Annotated in this window: 15 protein-coding genes; 12 read left to right on the top strand and 3 right to left on the bottom strand. The window is 59.7% G+C overall.

Annotation, left to right across the window (positions count from 1 at the left end):
• The first annotated feature begins 19 nt into the window (after positions 1–19).
• From HS122_02355 to HS122_02300, 12 genes are all read left to right on the top strand, one after another.
• A complete protein-coding gene (locus tag HS122_02355) occupies positions 20–1270 on the top strand; it encodes an ABC transporter permease (protein MBE7537241.1) in 1251 nt (416 codons plus the stop codon).
• A 15-nt stretch (positions 1271–1285) separates the two neighbouring features.
• Positions 1286–1981, top strand: a complete 696-nt coding sequence (locus HS122_02350; protein ID MBE7537240.1) for an ABC transporter ATP-binding protein — start codon at positions 1286–1288, stop codon at positions 1979–1981.
• A 415-nt stretch (positions 1982–2396) separates the two neighbouring features.
• Positions 2397–3053 carry a cytochrome c3 family protein gene (locus HS122_02345; protein MBE7537239.1) on the top strand — a complete coding sequence of 219 codons (657 nt, stop codon included), beginning with the start codon at positions 2397–2399 and terminating at the stop codon, positions 3051–3053.
• Entirely contained in the window at positions 3050–6439 is a 3390-nt protein-coding gene (locus HS122_02340; GenBank protein ID MBE7537238.1) for a TAT-variant-translocated molybdopterin oxidoreductase, read from the top strand. The genes HS122_02345 and HS122_02340 overlap by 4 nt, the downstream gene beginning before the upstream one ends.
• Entirely contained in the window at positions 6439–7896 is a 1458-nt protein-coding gene (nrfD, locus tag HS122_02335) for a polysulfide reductase NrfD (GenBank protein MBE7537237.1), read from the top strand. The genes HS122_02340 and nrfD overlap by 1 nt, the downstream gene beginning before the upstream one ends.
• A 39-nt stretch (positions 7897–7935) precedes the next feature.
• On the top strand, positions 7936–8469 hold the full coding sequence (locus HS122_02330; protein MBE7537236.1) for a DUF3341 domain-containing protein: 534 nt from the start codon (positions 7936–7938) through the stop codon (positions 8467–8469).
• Positions 8470–8471: 2 nt separating this feature from the next.
• Positions 8472–9092 (top strand): cytochrome c, encoded by a 621-nt coding sequence (locus HS122_02325; protein ID MBE7537235.1) that lies wholly within the window; start codon positions 8472–8474, stop codon positions 9090–9092.
• Complete coding sequence (locus HS122_02320; protein ID MBE7537234.1) at positions 9089–10396, top strand: hypothetical protein; 1308 nt, start codon at positions 9089–9091, stop codon at positions 10394–10396. The genes HS122_02325 and HS122_02320 overlap by 4 nt, the downstream gene beginning before the upstream one ends.
• Complete coding sequence (locus HS122_02315) at positions 10377–10712, top strand: hypothetical protein (protein ID MBE7537233.1); 336 nt, start codon at positions 10377–10379, stop codon at positions 10710–10712. Before HS122_02320 ends, HS122_02315 begins: the two co-directional genes overlap by 20 nt.
• Before the next feature lie 15 nt (positions 10713–10727).
• The gene (locus tag HS122_02310; GenBank protein MBE7537232.1) at positions 10728–12206 is read left to right on the top strand and encodes a cbb3-type cytochrome c oxidase subunit I; all 1479 of its coding nucleotides are present in this window, start codon (positions 10728–10730) and stop codon (positions 12204–12206) included.
• A complete protein-coding gene (locus HS122_02305; protein MBE7537231.1) occupies positions 12203–12883 on the top strand; it encodes a cbb3-type cytochrome c oxidase subunit II in 681 nt (226 codons plus the stop codon). Before HS122_02310 ends, HS122_02305 begins: the two co-directional genes overlap by 4 nt.
• Entirely contained in the window at positions 12880–13557 is a 678-nt protein-coding gene (locus HS122_02300; protein MBE7537230.1) for a cytochrome c, read from the top strand. Before HS122_02305 ends, HS122_02300 begins: the two co-directional genes overlap by 4 nt.
• Before the next feature lie 74 nt (positions 13558–13631).
• Here the strand turns inward: HS122_02300 and rfaD are convergent, their stop codons facing one another.
• The 3 genes from rfaD to HS122_02285 form a co-directional block, all read right to left on the bottom strand.
• The gene (gene rfaD, locus HS122_02295; GenBank protein MBE7537229.1) at positions 13632–14636 is read right to left on the bottom strand and encodes an ADP-glyceromanno-heptose 6-epimerase; all 1005 of its coding nucleotides are present in this window, start codon (positions 14634–14636) and stop codon (positions 13632–13634) included.
• Between the two features lie 73 nt (positions 14637–14709).
• The gene (locus HS122_02290; protein ID MBE7537228.1) at positions 14710–15516 is read right to left on the bottom strand and encodes a pyrroline-5-carboxylate reductase; all 807 of its coding nucleotides are present in this window, start codon (positions 15514–15516) and stop codon (positions 14710–14712) included.
• Positions 15517–15561: 45 nt separating this feature from the next.
• A complete protein-coding gene (locus HS122_02285; GenBank protein ID MBE7537227.1) occupies positions 15562–16689 on the bottom strand; it encodes a response regulator in 1128 nt (375 codons plus the stop codon).
• Positions 16690–16813 lie beyond the last annotated feature (124 nt).

Genomic DNA, 16813 nt, shown 5'->3' with positions numbered 1-16813 from the left:
CGCATTCCCAACAATTCGCATGTCGACGACGTTTCGCATAGCGCTGCGGTTTCTCACCGCACGGCGTCGGGCGATGCTCATGAGCCTTGCGTGCATCGTTCTGGGCGTCGGCCTCTTTGTCGTCACCCAGTCGACGACAACCGGCTTCGAGGAGTTTTTCATTCGCACAGTGCTTGGGACAAATGGCGCAATCCGGGTTGAGGATCGAATTCAGCCGACGATCCGCACAATCGAGGTCAATGGCGGCGGCGAAAATGCGGGATACTCCATCGAGTTGAAGGACGGTGTGCGGTACATTGAGGGAATCGAGGAGCCCGAACTGGTGATCAAGGCGCTCCGGCAGTTTGCGAATGTCGCGGGGATTTCCGAGGTCGTGTACGGATCATCGGAGATCCGCTCCAGCTTCAAGGCGGACGAGGCGCGGGTTTATGGCATCAATCTTGACGATCACCTCTCCGTGTCGGACCTCGCGAGTCAGATTGTGCGCGGGGATCTTGCGGATTTTCGCGACCACCCAACCGGGCTTCTTCTCGGAATCCGGCTGGCGGACCGGCTCCAGGTGCAGGTTGGCGATTCGGTCCTGCTCAAGGCGGGCACCGAACTGCGGCGCTACAGGGTGTCCGCCGTGTATGAAACGGGGATTGGGGACATCGACAAGGTGCGGGTCTTCATGCACATGGGGGAGGCAAGGTCGCTCCTCAAGAAGGCCACGGGCGCGTCATTCATCCAGGTTGACCTGTTCAATCGCGAGCGCGCACCGGAGGACGCGGGGCGGATGCAGTCGGTGCTGGAGCACAGCGTGACCTCCTGGCAGCAGCGGGAAAAGACCTGGCTTGATGTCTTTCGCGCGCTGCGGATCTCGACCGGAATCACGGTGTCCGTTTTCACCCTCATCGCCGGCCTCGCCATGTACAACACGCTTGCGCTGATTGTCATGGAAAAGACTAAGGACATCGCGATCCTGAGGTCCATGGGATACACGCGGCAGGACATCACTCGCATATTCCTCTGGCAGGCGGCGATTGTGCTGACGATTGGTGCGATCCTGGGTTGCGGACTCGGCTGGGTCGTGACGGAAGCCGTATCGACAATGCCGATACGAATCCGCGGCATATTCACGTCGGATCATTTTGTCGTGTCGCGGTCGGTCTGGCACTACGTGTCCGCGGTGGGCATATCGATCGGCATGGTGATGCTCGCGAGCCTGGTGCCGGCCAGGCGGGCGGCGCGTCTTGAACCCGGGGATGTGATACGCGGCACCGCGCAGTAGTTGTCTCCAATCCACATGGCATCATTCGCGTCAAACGATCTGGTCCTGCGCTGTTCCGGCCTTCATCGCCACCTTGGGCAGGGTGAGGGAAGGGTGCATGTCCTGCGGGGAGTGTCCTTCGAGGCGCGGCGCGGGCAGGTCTATGCCGTGGTCGGGCCGTCGGGCTGCGGAAAGTCCACGCTGCTTTATCTTCTCGGACTCCTTGATCGGCCGGATGAGGGGGAGATCTGGATCAATGGGCGGCTGATGTCGAATACGCGGGATGAGGCCAGGACCGCGGCGCGGGGAGAGCACATCGGCTTTGTTTTCCAGTTTCACTTTCTGCTGCTCGAGTTTTCCGCCCTCGAAAACGTCATGATGCCGATGCGGAAGCTTGGCAGGCTGACACTTGGGCAGATGGAGGATCGCGCCCGCGCGCTTCTCGACGCAGTGGGGCTTGGTGAGAAGACCCACCGGCTGGGAACGCAGCTTTCCGGTGGCGAACAGCAGCGGGTGGCGGTTGCGCGCGCGCTCGCGAATCAGCCTGAGATAATTCTCGCCGATGAGCCGACTGGAAATCTGGACGTGAAAAATTCGGCCGTCGTGTTTGATCTGATGACGCGACTCGCGAAGGAGAATGGACAGGCAGTTGTGCTGGTGACGCACAATCCTGAAATTGCAAATCGATGTGATCACATTCTTTCGATGCGGGATGGACGTTTCCTCGACTGATGCGCTGATGTTCGGAAATTGCCCGCGCGGCGCATCAGCGGACGATTAGTGCGGACTGCCTGAACCTCCTTTTCAGCTTATGGCTTGCTCTTTCCACGAAGAGTTTGGGAATTTTTGGTTTACATTCCACCCGGCGCTTCCTTCGATTCGCAGCCCTTTACCAATTCGCTGACGACCTGTGACTAATCCCTCCTCGCGCAAAACCTTTTTTGGAAAGCTGGTGGCGCTCTTTGCCGCCGTAGGAACGGCGCCTGCGCTGCTGGCCCGGTCGTCACCGCCCTCGCATGCGGCAACGTCGCAGAACTCCGGTCGCGAAGGAGCGCTGCCGTTTGCAATCCGTCCTGATAGCCGCGCGGTTTCGCGCGAGGCGGACTCAGTGTAGGGCGGCTGCCGCCAAACTGGAGAATCACCGAACATGTCGAAACTGTTTCCGAAATCGGCCAATCGGCTGCCCCTGCAGATCGTGATATATCTGCTGGTTTTGGGCGGGATTGTGACCGCGGCGACCACGTATTACGCGACGCCGAAGTACACGCGGGTCGGATATACGCCGGTGCAGCCTGTTGAATTCAGCCATGCACTTCACGCGGGCAATCTGGGGATCGACTGCCGCTATTGTCACAGCAATGTGGATAAGTCGGCGCATTCAAATATTCCGACGTCGCAGACCTGCATGAACTGCCACAGCATCATCAAGGCCAGCAGCCCTCAGCTTGAGCCGGTGCGCACGAGTTTTGCCTCCGGCGATCCCGTGCCGTGGGTCAACGTGCACGTGATGCCCAATTACGTTTATTTCAACCACTCCGTGCACGTGACGCGCGGTGTTTCCTGCGTCGAATGCCATGGTCGTATCGACCAGATGGAGGTGGTTCGCCATGAGAAGCCGCTATCGATGGGATTCTGCCTGGATTGCCACCGCGCACCGGAGAAAGTCCTTCGTTCGCCCGAACTCGTCACGAAGCTCGACTGGGTGCATCCGCAGGGAGCGCAGGGACAGATCGAGCAGGGAAAGAAATTTGTGCACGACTGGAACGTTCAACCTCCGCAAAGCTGCTCCGGCTGCCATCGATGAAACGCGAATTTCAGCATCCCGAACCGTCGGAACGTGAACTCAGCGGGCCGCGCTACTGGCGCAGCCTCGACGAACTCGCGGCCACGCCCGGTTTCCAGGAACAGGTTGCGCGTGAATTTCCAGCAGGCGCGTCTGAATTGAACGGTGTGGACCGCCGCCATTTCTTCAAGATCATGGCCGCCTCCTTTGCACTGGGCGGTGTCGGCCTGGCGTCTGGTTGCCGTCGTCCCGAAGAGAAGATTCTCCCGTACGGAAAATCGGTCGAAGGCGTCATTCCGGGTCTTCCGCTCTATTTTGCCACCGCCATGCCTGCAAAGGGGGGGGCGATTCCTCTCCTTGCTGAAACGCATCAGGGGCGTCCGACCAAGCTGGAGGGCAATCCCAGCTACGCTCCGTACGGAGGAGCGACCACGATCCTTGCGCAGGCATCGATCCTTGATCTGTACGACCCGGATCGCTCGACGACGCATACGGTGAAGGGATCCGCGGTGGATGCGGCGGCCATCAACGAAGTGCTGACAGGCATCTCACGGTCCTACGGCACAAACGGCGGTGGTGGACTTGCCTTCCTCGTTGACGAATCCACGTCACCCACCCGGTCGGCCCTGGTTTCGAAACTGCGTGCGCGGTATCCGCGTGCGCTCTGGTCGACGTATGAGCCGGTTTCGAACGAAGTGCCTGTTCAGGCGGGTCGCGCCGTCTTCGGATCCGACGTCAAGCCGATCTATCACTTTGAACGGGCCAGTCGCATTGTTGCGATCGACTCCGATATTTTCAACAACGAGTCCCACTCGCTTGCCTACGCCCGAGACTATGCCAGAGGGCGTCGGATGACGAAGCCCACGGATCGGATGAACCGCCTGTATGCGGTGGAGAGCAATCTGACGGTGACGGGATCGCTCGCCGATCACCGCCTTCGGCTCGCAACAAGCCACATGCTGGGTTTCGTGGCGGCCCTGGCGCAGGCGGTCACGGGTGACTCCACGTTTGCACCCCTGGCGGCGGGGATTGATTTCAAGGAAAAGGACAAGTGGCTGACGGCGCTTGCGAAGGACCTGAATGAGCATCGCGGCTCGTGCGCCGTGGTGGCGGGACCGCACCTGCCCGTCGCCGTCCACAGCATCGTTCATGCGCTGAATGCGGCGTTGGGCAACATTGGTTCCACGGTTGATTTTGTTTCGGTGCCTTCCCAGGGCGAAGGCATCGTGCCCATTGCCGAGCTTGTTTCCGCCATGAAGGGTGGGAACGTGCGGACGCTGGTCATCGTCAATGGCAATCCGGTCTACAATGCGCCTGCCAACCTCGGTTTCGGCGACGCGCTGAAGAACGTGGCGAATGTCATTCGCTATGGATATTACGCCGATGAGACATCGCAGGCTTCGTCGACGCATGTTGCGGCGGCGCACTACCTGGAGTCGTGGGGCGATGCCCGCACGGCGGATGGAACAGTCGTGCCGATTCAGCCCCAGATTCTTCCGCTTTTTGGCGGGATGACGGACATCGAGTTGTTTGCCCGGCTGGCGAATGAAACGACGACGGATCCCCATGCGCTCGTGCAGGCGACGATCTCGAGACTCGCTGGTGACGGAGCCTTCCGCAGGTTTCTTCACGACGGTGTTTTGGCCGGATCCGCCTATCCCGTGGCGAGTGTCCGCCTGAACTCCGGGGGTCTGCGCAACACCATCAATGCCGCCAATTATGCGCCGGCGGTGTTTTCAAAGGACTCGCTGGAGGTGCGGTTCGTTGGGGATGCGAAGGTCGATGACGGTCGATATGCCAACAACGGCTGGCTCCAGGAGTGTCCGGACCCGATTTCCAAGATTGCCTGGGACAATGCCATTCTCGTGAGCCCCAGGCTTGGAAAGGAACTTGGCATCGAGCCGGGCAGCGCGCTGCTTCAGGTGGCTCGCAAGCAGGCTGCGGAATTTGTGCAAGGCAAGGAGATGGCCTTTGTTGGAAAGGTGACGGTGGGTGAGCGCACAGTGGAGGGTCCCATGCACATCCAGCCGGGCCTTTCGGATTATACGATCATCCTGCCGCTTGGATATGGCCGGAAGGTTTCCGGACGGATCGGCAGCAAGACCGGTCAGGATTTCTATCCGCTCAGGACGACCAGCGCGGCGACAGTTGCCGCAGGCGGAAAAATCGAGGTGACACCGCGGCGTTACGCGCTGGCAAACACCCAGGAGCATTGGTCGATGGAAGGTCGCGACATCGTACGAGAGGCAAATCTGGATGAATTCGCGCGCGATCCGGACTGGGTGAATTCGATCGGCATGGAGTCCCATGCGCCCGCGAACCTGGGCAAGGACAAGAACCTCCCGCTTGCGGCGATTGCGGCCGGGACTCCGCGTGGAAATTCGCTCTACGAAAGCCCCGACTACAAGGGTGTGCACCAGTGGGGGATGTCGATCGATCTCAACACCTGCACCGGCTGCAACGCGTGCGTGATCGCCTGCCAGGCTGAGAACAACATTCCGATCGTCGGCAAGCAGCAGGTTCTGCGAGGGCGTGAAATGCACTGGATCCGGCTGGATCGCTATTACTCTGACGGTCGTGCGGATGCGGCGGCGTTCGGAGGCGAGGGCAACAAGGTGATTCCGGAGGATCCCCAGGTTGTGGTGCAACCGGTCGCCTGCCAGCACTGCGAACTCGCCCCCTGTGAGACCGTGTGTCCCGTGAATGCGACGGTTCACGATGACGAGGGGCTGAACGTGATGGCCTACAATCGCTGCATCGGCACCCGCTACTGTGCGAACAACTGCCCGTACAAGGTGCGCCGCTTCAATTTCTTCGATTGGAACAAGCGCTCGATCGATGAACTTTACATGGGGCCGCTCGGCCGTTCCGGCATGCCGGAGCTCGTCAAGATGGTGAAGAATCCCGAGGTGTCCGTGCGCATGCGCGGCGTCATGGAGAAGTGCACGTACTGCGTTCAGCGCATCGAGCACGCCAAGATCCTTCAGAAGGTGAAGGCGGGGGCGTCCTCCCGTGTGGAGATTCCGGACGGAACCGTCAAGACGGCGTGTCAGCAGGTCTGCCCCGTCGACGCCATCGTTTTCGGCAACATCAAGGATCCCAACAGCGCGGTATCGAAGGCCAAGGCTCGCGAGCAGGACTATGCCGTGCTCGGGTATCTCAACATTCGTCCTCGCACGACCTATCTGGGAAGATTCAGAAATCCAAATCCGGAGATGCCGGACTACGTCAGCCTTCCGCTCAGCCGCAAGGAATATGAAGCCAAGAATCACCCCGCTCATGATGAACACGGCCACGGTGAACAGAAACAGAGCCATGGCCATGGTGCCATTCCTCCCGACGGCAGCAACACGGGACCGAAGCTTGGCGGCAAGGGTTCCAATACATCCTTCGGAGGACTCAGCTAATGCCACCCGCTGTTGAATCCAGCTACCCGGCGCCGGCCATCCTTCAGGAGGTAAAACCGGCCATACTCCCCCGCGCGACGCTTGTCGAAAACAACCGCAGCTTTGGCTGGGTAACCGACAAGATCTGCGGCATCATCGAAGGGAAGACGCCCACCTGGTGGTGGGTATGCTTCGTTCTGGCCGCCATGATCGCCTCCTTCACGATCGCGGGCCTGATCTATCTGGTCGGGACGGGTGTCGGCGTCTGGGGCCTTGCCAATCCGGTCAATTGGGCGTGGGGCATCGTCAACTTCGTGTTCTGGATCGGCATCGGCCATGCGGGCACGCTGATCTCGGCCATTCTCTGCCTCCTGCGGCAGAAATGGCGCACGTCGATCAATCGTGCAGCCGAGGCCATGACGATCTTTGCGGTTGTTTGCGCCGCGATCTTTCCGGTCTTTCACGTGGGGCGCGTCTGGCTCGCGTGGTACCTCTTCCCGATTCCGTCGGCCAATTCAATCTGGCAGAACTTCCGTTCCCCGCTCGAGTGGGACGTGTTTGCCGTTTCAACGTACGGAACCGTGTCGGTCCTCTTCTGGTATGTCGGGCTCATTCCCGATCTTGCCATCCTGCGGGATCGCTTCACCGCAGCCGGCAATCGGCTTCGCGGAATCCTCTATGGCATTTTTGCGATGGGCTGGCGGGGTTCCAACCGCCACTGGAGCAACTATGAGATGGCCTACCTCATCCTTGCGGGCATCGCGACACCGCTGGTGCTTTCAGTGCATACCATCGTGTCGTTTGACTTCGCGGTCTCGCTGATCCCCGGCTGGCATACAACGATCTTTCCGCCCTACTTCGTGGCGGGGGCGATCTTCTCGGGTTTCGGCATGGTCCTGACGCTGATGCTCCCGCTCCGCGCGATCTATGGCCTCCAGGACCTCATCACGCAGTACCACATCGACTGCATGTGCAAGATCACCCTGGCCACCGGCACCATGGTGGGATACGCCTATGGCATGGAGTTCTTCATCGCCTGGTATGGAGCCAACCCCTACGAGGGATTTGCCTTCATCAACCGGGCGTTCGGGCAGTATGCGTGGGCCTACTTCATCATGATTTCCTGCAATGTGCTCACGCCGCAGCTCTTCTGGTTCAAGGCGGTCCGCCAGAACACCGCTCTCGTGTGGGTGCTGTCGATCTTTGTGAACGTGGGAATGTGGTTCGAGCGGTTCGTGATCATCGTGACTTCGCTCGCCCGGGATTTTCTCCCCTCGAGCTGGGGCTATTTCAGCCCGACGGTGGTCGATATCTTCACGTTCTTTGGAACCTTCGGGGTCTTCAGCGTCCTGTTCCTTCTCTTCATCCGGTTCCTGCCGCTCATGCCCATGGCCGAGCTCAAGGCTGTGATGCCGCAGGCGGATCCGCATGGACATCCCGACGCAGCCTCCGGTCATGGTGACCGTGGCGCCCACTAAACCCGTCGAACGCGTCGCCAACAACAACCCTTTCCAGAGATGGCTGCACAACCTTATGGTCTCGTTGCCGTGTTCGACACGGCTCCCGACATTTATCATGCGGCGGAGGGAGTCCGCGACGCCGGTTACAAGTTCTGGGACTGCATTACGCCCTGCCCCGTGCACGGTATGGATCGCGCCATGGGAGTGCGTCGCTCAAGGGTGCCTCGCTTTTCGCTTGCAGGCGGAATACTGGGATTCACGACGGGCATGCTGCTGATCTACTACACGGATGCGTTTGACTATCCCCTGATCGTCGGCGGCAAGCCGTTCTTCAGCCCGATGTTTGCGTTCCCGGTTTCCTACGAGCTGACGATTCTCTTCACTGCGTTCGCCACGATTGGCGGCATGTTCATTCTCAACGGCCTTCCGATGCACTATCACCCCGTGCTCAAGTCGGATCACATCCTGAAGGGGCTCGATGACAAGTACCTGGTTGTGATCGAGGCGCGCGATCCGAAGTTCAATCTCAGCGCCACGCGGGCATTGCTGGAGAAGGTGGGCGGTAAACAGATATCGGAGCTGGAAGCCTGACCATGCGCTACGTCTACTATGTCACGTTTTTCGTCGTGGTGCTGACCGTTGGGATCTTTGGGTTCCGCGGCAGCAAGTCCCTGCGTCCGCCGCTGGAAGTCTTTCCGGACATGGATCGGCAGGCCCATTACCTGGCGCAGGGCTCCTCCGCCTTTTTTGCCGATGGAATGGCTGATCGTCCGATGCCACAGGGTGTTGTCGCGAGGGGAGACCTCCGGGAGAACACGGCGCTGTATGAAGGAAAGATTTCGAATGGCGCCTGGCTCATGGGCATTCCCAAGGATCTCACCGTGGACGCGCAGTTCCTTCATCACGGGAAAGAACGCTATCAGATCTATTGCGCACCGTGCCACGGGGCCTTGGGAGACGGCAATGGAATAACGAAACTTTACGGCATGGGCGCCACGCCAACCTATCATGATGACCGACTGGTCAAGATGGCGGACGGCGAGATCTTCAACACGATCACCCATGGCAAGAACACCATGATGTCCTATGCGGACAAACTGGAGCCGTCGGAACGCTGGGCTGTGGTCGCCTACGTTCGCGCCCTGCAGCGCGCGCAGCGCGGCAGGGTTGAAGACGTTCCTGCATCGCATCGCGCGGAGCTTGGCATCCAATGAGTACACACGCTGCATCATCCTCTTCAGCCGTGCCCGCAACGCCGTCCTCGGCGGGTGCGCGGGCACCGGCCGGCGGCAGGGCATTGACGATCGGGGTGGCGGGAGTGCTGCTCACCGCGCTTGGCCTGCTTTTCACCGATCCCTCCAAGATCGCCTTCTCGTGGCTGGTGGGAATCACTTTCTGGGGTGGCGTGGCCCTGGGCATGCTGCTGCTGGTGATGATCCACCACGTTTTCGATGCCTCATGGTCGGTCGTCCTGCGCCGCCAGTTCGAGCACGGCCTGGCGTCCTTCAAGTGGCTCGCCCTGCTCTTCGTGCCGCTGCTGCTGGCCGTCGTCATTTATCCGGGCTCGGTTTGGAAATGGATGAATCCCGCCTTCGATCTATCGCTGGTGGGAGGTCACGGGACGGTCGGAACGGATGAACTTTGGGTGAAGAAGTCGGGATTGCTGAATCCCACGATGTTTGTCATCATCACGGTCGCATGCTTTGCGATCTGGACCTGGCTTTCCGCACGTCTTCGCCGGGCCTCGTTCGCGCAGGATTCGGATGGTGACGCCGGCTGGACACGGCAGAATCGAATCACTTCGGCGTTTGGGATTCCCGTAACCGCGATAACTCTGACCATCGCGATCATACTTTGGGTGAAATCCCTTGAGTACCACTGGTTCTCCACGATGTACGGTGTCTGGTATTTTGCGAACTGCGTGCGCGCAGCCCTTTCCGCCGGCATCATCATGATGATCTGGCTGTGGTACCGGGGTGATTTGAAGGGAATCCTGAATGACAACCACCTCTACTGCATCGGCATGCTCATGCTGACGTTCACCGTGTTCTGGGGGTACGTGACGTTTTCGCAGTACTTTCTGATCTGGAATGCAAACGTCCCCGAGGAGACGTTCTGGTACAACCTGCGCGAAATCAACAACAGCGACGGCCAGCCGAACCAGTGGAAATGGGTCGGCATGACCCTGCTTTTTGGACATTTCTTCTGGCCGTTTTTTCTCCTTCTCAGCTACAAGCGCAAGTTGAACAAGGTCGCGATGCCACGCGTGGCGGTGACGATCGCCGCGATCGTGCTGCTCGACATGATCTACAATATCTGGCCATCCAAGAAGAACGCGCTCGGCGATCCCCTGCCTTTCCTCGCGGTCCACCAGATCTGGACACTCACCGCCGTTGTCGGCATCGGTGGAATCTGCATCTGGGCGTACCTCCGGAGCTTTGGCACGACAAAACTGATCCCGATCCGTGATCCAAGGATCGCAGAATGTCTCACCTATCATGAGTCTTCCCCAGACTAAATCCGACGCATTCCGCCCGCGCCTGTCGTTTTTTTCGGCACTGGTGATCGCGGTCGCCTTTGCGATCTTCATAGTGATCTACGCGCTGGTCCGGCAGGATCCGGTTCCTGCACGCAGCTACGCCGGAGGCGCGGAGGACGAGCAGTGGAAAAACACCCCGGCAGGCCGGAGCGCAAAGCTGGCCGAGCTTCACGAGAAGGAGGCCGCGGCTGCGACAACCTATGGCTGGGTGGATCAGGGGGCGGGCAGAGTCCGCCTTCCCATCGATCGGGCAATGGAACTGACGATCGCTGAAATGAATGCGTCGCGGAAATAGCATCCACTTCAAAGCATGGCTTCACTATCGAATTCAAGCGGGTCATCCCAATCTGACGATGCGGCAATTGATGCATCGCTGAGGGCCCCCGTATCCTTGTTTGCGGCCTCTGCGGCGGGCTGGCTGCTCATCGGCGCGGTGCTGGCGGTGATATCCTCCATCAAGCTCCATGCACCGAATTTTCTCGGCGACCTGGAGTGCCTGACCTATGGACGCACACGCGGGGCCGAGAGCATTGCCTTGATTTACGGCTGGGGATTCAATGCCGCCTTTGCTCTTTCCGTCTGGTTGCTGGCCAGGCTGTCCCGCAGCATGCTGCCTCAGCCTGCGCTGCTTCTTGTTGCCATCTCCTTCTGGAACCTGGGTGTCGCGATCGGAGCTGGCGGCGTGATGTTTGGCGACGGCACGTCACTCGAAATGCTCGAGCTGCCCGCCTATGCGGCTCCGCTGCTCTTCGTTGCGTATGCATTCATTGGAATGTGGATTTTCCAAGTTTATCAGTATGGGAAAATCCGGCCCGTGTACATATCGCAGTGGTATCTTCTCGGCGCGCTCTTCTGGTTCCCATGGATCTTCTCGCTCACTGAAATCATGCTGTTCATCAACCCGGTTCGCGGCACGGTTCAGGCGATTGTCCACACTTGGTTTGCGCAGGGGCTGATCCATCTTTACCTCCTCCCCGTTGCGCTGGGTGCGCTATACTATTTTCTACCCAAGCTTCTGAGTCGCCCGATCAACAACTACTCAATCAGCATTTATGGCTTTTGGATGCTCGCTCTCTTTGGAGGCTGGGCGGGGCTTGCCCGCTTGTCCGGGGCTCCTGTTCCAGCCTGGGTCGTATCGGCAGGGGTCAGCGGCACCCTGATGATTGTTGTGACCTGGGCGGTCCTTGCCATCAACTTTCTGCCGACTCTGCTGGGGCCGCGCGCCACGGGGGAGACTTCGGGAACGCTGCGCTTCTTTTCATTCGCAGTCCTTGCACTGCTCCTCTGGGCGCTTTCCACCGTCGCATTGAGCCTCAGGTCAGTTGCCGAGATCACCCAGTTCACGCTGGTGCTTCCGGCGCAATCCCAGCTGTTCTTCCTGGGTGTTTTCAGCCTCGTGGCCCTTGGCGGACTCTACTACCTGGTGCCGAAAATCCTCGGTGTGGAATGGAGCTCGCGTGGATTGGTGACCGCCCATTTCTGGCTGTCGGTGATCGGCGTGACTCTCGGTGTCGCCGCCCTCACTGTCGGTGGGCTGAAACAGGGTTTTCTGATCAACGCATTGCCCTCGGGCCAGGAAACACCTCCGCCTCTTCTGGCGGTGATGCAACAGTTGAAGCCCTACCTTTCCGCGCAGACTCTGGCGGCGACAATTCTCCTCATCGGTCAATTGCTTTTCGCTGTTAACCTCATGCGCACATTCCGCAAGGCGGGCTGCTGCTGCTGCGCGCTGTTCCGCTCCTCCACCTCCTCAGGCTACACCGGCACGAAGGAGGCCGTCATTCGATGAAACGCTCGCTCTTTTTCTACCTGGGACTCTTTGCCGCGCTGGCTTTGTCGTGGGTTGGTGTGGTCATGGTCAACCAGATCACCTACGGGCGGATGATCCCGCACTTGGATCCCAATGACGGCGTCTCCTACCCGGTTCCGATATCCGGAATCGCCGAACAGGGGCGGCTGGTGTATCGGGATCTTGGCTGTGCAGCCTGTCACACTCAACAGACGCGACGCCCCGGATATGGCATCGATGACAAGCAGGGCTGGGGCGACAGGCAGAGTGTTGCGCGCGAGTACGTGAATGATCCGTTCGTGCTTCTGGGGAGTCAGCGAATCGGCCCTGATCTGCGCTACGTCGGCGTTCGCAAGGAGGGGCAGGATGGACGGGACTGGCATGTTCGGCATCTCTACAACGCGCAGCTCACGTCACCCGGTTCGATGATGCCGTCCTACCGCTTTCTTTTTGAAACCCGAAAGATCGTGGGGGAGCGCTCCCACAGATCCATTCAACAGCTGCTTCCCGCGGAGGCGCAGCCCCCGGCAGGCTATGAAATTGTGGCGACTGACCGCGCTGAAGCACTGGTTTCCTATTTGCTGAGCTTGAAAGACACCCACGCGTATCCTGAGGCAGCAAACCTGTATGTCGCCAAGCCGGCGGAAGCAGCTGGAGCGGAGGGAGGCCACAAATGAGCGCCGAATCGTCATCATCCGGTCCCAAGGTCGAGTTGCGTGACAACTCCGATGAAGCGATTCAGCAGGCCCACGCTGATTTGATTAGAAAGAAGGCAGAGGCGAAGGATGGCACGTCCGTGACATCGCTGTTCCTGTTGGCGCTCCTGTCCACGCTGGTCTTTGTCTGCGCGATTTACATGGTGCACTACCGGGGCAGCTTCAGCCCCCTGGTTCAGGATGAACACTTCGATCTGGCGATGGCCAGCAAGGCACCCCCCGTCGCGGTCGATCCGGTAGCCGCAGGCAACCGCTTGTACAACACGCCGGGCATGTGTGTGACCTGTCACCAGGCCACGGGGCAGGGCGTGCCGGGAGCATTTCCCCCGCTGGCCAACTCGGAATGGGTGAATGGCAGCGAGGATCGCGTGATCCGCATTCTTTTGCACGGTTTGACCGGTGAGCTCAAGGTGCACGGAGGAACCTTCAATGGGGTCATGCCCGCCTTTGGGCAGGGCGCTGGCGGCTTCAACTGGAGCGACGATCGCATCGCCCACGTCCTGACCTATATTCGTCAGGAATGGGGCAACAAGGCTGCCCCAGTTGATCCTGCCAGGGTTACCGAGATTCGCACAAAGGATGCCGCTCGCGGCTCGAAGTCCTGGACCGTTGCCGAACTCGAAGCGATGCCGTAGAGTCGGCGCGGATCGATGTTTGACTGGCGAAGGTTGAGGTCGGCGCTATTCGACTGTGCCGACCACCCGCGCAATTACTCCTGCTCTCCCAGTTTCCTATTGGGCACCAGATAATTTCCGACGTAGTCGCGAACGGAATCAGCCAGCGCCGTGACCGGCCGGTCATAGCCTTGTCCACGGAGTTTGCTGATGTCTGCGCGTGTATGATACTGGTATTTGCCGCGCAGCGCTTCAGGCATGTCGATGAACTCGATCACCGGCTTGAGATGCAGTGCTGAAAAAATTGCGGTTGCGAGTGTGATCCAGGTGTTGGATTCACCCGATCCGAGATTGTAGAGCCCGCCCGCGGCCGGGGATTTTTCGGCGAAATGCAGGGTCATTTCCACGGCGTCCTTGACGTATAGGAAATCCCGCATCTGTTCGCCGTCCTTGAACTCAGGCTTGTAGCTCCTGAAAAGCTGCACCTTTCCCGAGGCCTGAATCTGCTGGAACGCCTTGTTGACCAGTGAGCGCATGTCTCCCTTGTGGTCCTCGTTCGGACCGAAGACGTTGAAATATTTCAGTCCGACCAGCCTGTCGAGACAGCCGTGCGACTGTGCCCAGCGGTCGAAAAGGTGCTTGGAATACCCGTACATGTTGAGCGGGCGAAGGCGCTGGAGATTGAGATCCCTGTCGTCCATGCCCTGGGAACCGTCGCCGTAGGTGGCTGCAGAGGATGCGTAGATGAACCGCATGCCGCGGTCGATCGACCACATTGCGAGCTCCTTCGTGTAGCCGAAATTATTGTCAGCCAGGTAGGACGCATTTCTTTCGGTGGTGGCTGAACACGCTCCAAGATGAAAGACCGTGCTGAACTGCCCAAAGGCATCGCGGCTTTCGTTCAGTTTGCGACGAAAGACGTCCGCTTCGACATAGTCGGCAAACCGGAGGGCAACCAGATTCCTCCACTTCTCGTCGGAGCCGAGAACATCGGAGATGACTATGTTCGTGATTCCGCGCTTGTTGAGCGCCCAGACGAGTGCGCTGCCGATGAAGCCGGCCCCACCTGTCACCAGAATGCGTCCCTGAAGCGTGCTCACAGTGTTCTCCCAGACTTGATTGTTGAGGCCATCCGGTTGTTGAAACGATTGCTGGCGGTGCGTCGACTGTGCTTCAATTGTCCCGGCTCAACTCCTCGGAGCGGGCTTTTGCGGCCATGACGGTCTCGAGCATCATGCCTCGAAAGTCGCGGGCAGCCATGACCTGGAGTCCGGCAAATGTTGTTCCGCCGGGGGAGGTCACCTGATTGCGCAGCGCCTCGGGTTCGCTCTGTGTGCGGGCCATCAACCGGCCTGAGCCAAGCACCGTTTCGACCGCCAGCCGCTGCGCCTGCTCGCGGGGCAGTCCGGCGGCAACACCGGCTTCGCGCAGTGCAGCGGTGAATTCGAAGACAAAGGCGGGACCGCAGCCGCTGATCGCCATCAATGCGTCGATCTTCGACTCCGCAACCTCCATTTCCGTGCCGATCGCGCGCAGGAGGCCGACGAGGCGGGTGCGGTCAGCGGGCGTCAGAGTCGAGTCGGCGCACCAGCCGGTGATGCCGGCGCCAATCGCGGCGGGTGTGTTGGGCATTGAACGGACGATTGCGCGTGCGTGGGGGAACACACTCCGGAGTCGGGCCAGGGGCTTGGCGGCCAGCACCGAGAGCACCATCTTGCCGGCAGTAAGCGCAGCCAGGCCGGGATCGGCGGACGCGAGGTGCTGGGGTTTGAAGGCGATGACGACGATGTCCGCGCCGTCGAGACAGGCATCGGGCGATTCGCAGTGCCGAATGCCCGTTCGCTGGGCGAGAGTGGCGGCTGATTTCCCCGAAGCAGTGAAGCAGGAGATATCGGCCGCCCTGTATGCTCCCTGGGAGAGCAGGCCATCGACCATGGCTGAGGCCATGCGGCCGGCGCCGATGAAAGCGAGTTTTGGCATAGGAACCCCGGATGCCTAGACACATCGGGCCCGCATGTAAACCGATCAGGTGCCCGAACGCGGCATCTTTTGCTCCACGGGATGCTGAATCTGTGCGATTGTCCCCCCGCCGGGTCGATCCACCAGGATCACTTCGCCGCCGAGGCTGCGCATGGCATGGCGCGCTATCGTCAGTCCCATGCCGACACCGACCGTTTGTTTGGAACTCACAAACGGCTCATACATGTGATCGCGAATTCCGTCGTCGATTCCGTTCCCCTGATCCTCAATCCGGAAAAGCACACTGGCCCCGCCAGGGCGCTCCACCAGTTCGGTGCGCAGCCAGATCGGGCGGTTGTCCAACGGCGCCGCCGATCCGTAGGATTCCCAGGCGTTGATGAGGAGCTTGGAGAGCAGATCCTCAAACACCTCCACATGCGTATCGATGGCCTGGTCGCCCAGGGGATTGTCGACGAATACACGCTCCGTGATCCTGTACTCGATCTGATACCGCTCGGTCGCGCCTGCGATCAGTTGACTGACCGGGCGCTTCACGGTCGGGAAACGCGACTTCACCATCAGTGTGCTGAGCTGCTTGATGATGGCGACTATGCGATGGACGGCGTTCTCCACCTGGCCCGCATTGCGTTTGACACTTTCCGGACGATCGGGATGCGCCTTGATGAGGTCCAGATAACCGAGGACAATACCCAGGAGATTGTTCAAGTTGTGCGCAATGCCCTGTGTGACCGCTCCAATGGTCGCAGTCCTGCGCGACTCCAGAAGTCGATGCTGCAGTTCCGCCATCTCGCGGTTGACGGCCACAAATCGAAGCTGCGTCTGGATCCGTGCGAACGTCTCGTCGAGATCGATGGGTTTGGTGATGTAGTCGACCGCCCCAACCCCGAGACCCTCAAGTTTCGCCTCCTTGGAGGCGCGTGCGGTGATGAAAATAACTGGAATCGACTTGGTTTCCTCCGATGCCTGGAGCCTCGTGCACACTTCGATGCCGTCCATGTCGGGCATCATGACGTCCAGGAGAATCAAATCCGGTTTCTCCTTCGCGACCGCCTCCAGTGCCTCGGCGCCGGAGAAGGCGGTCAGCACCTGCAGTTGTTCGCGTTCAAGCTTTCGCTTCAGAACCTGGACATTGATCGGCTGGTCATCGACAACCAGAATTTTTGGGGCGAACATCGATTGCTGTCGGGAGAAGGATTGAAAAACGCCCCCCGTGCAAGACAGCGCATGAGTGAAGGACCCCAGATCACGATGCTTTACGTTTTTTTAAGACTATGATCTGCAATCAATAGGGAGCTGG

The organism is Opitutaceae bacterium (genome assembly GCA_015075305.1).
Taxonomy (GTDB): Bacteria; Verrucomicrobiota; Verrucomicrobiia; order Opitutales; family Opitutaceae; genus UBA6669.
The sequence above is the reverse complement of the archived record's forward strand: the minus strand, read 5'-3'. Positions and strand labels throughout refer to the sequence as shown.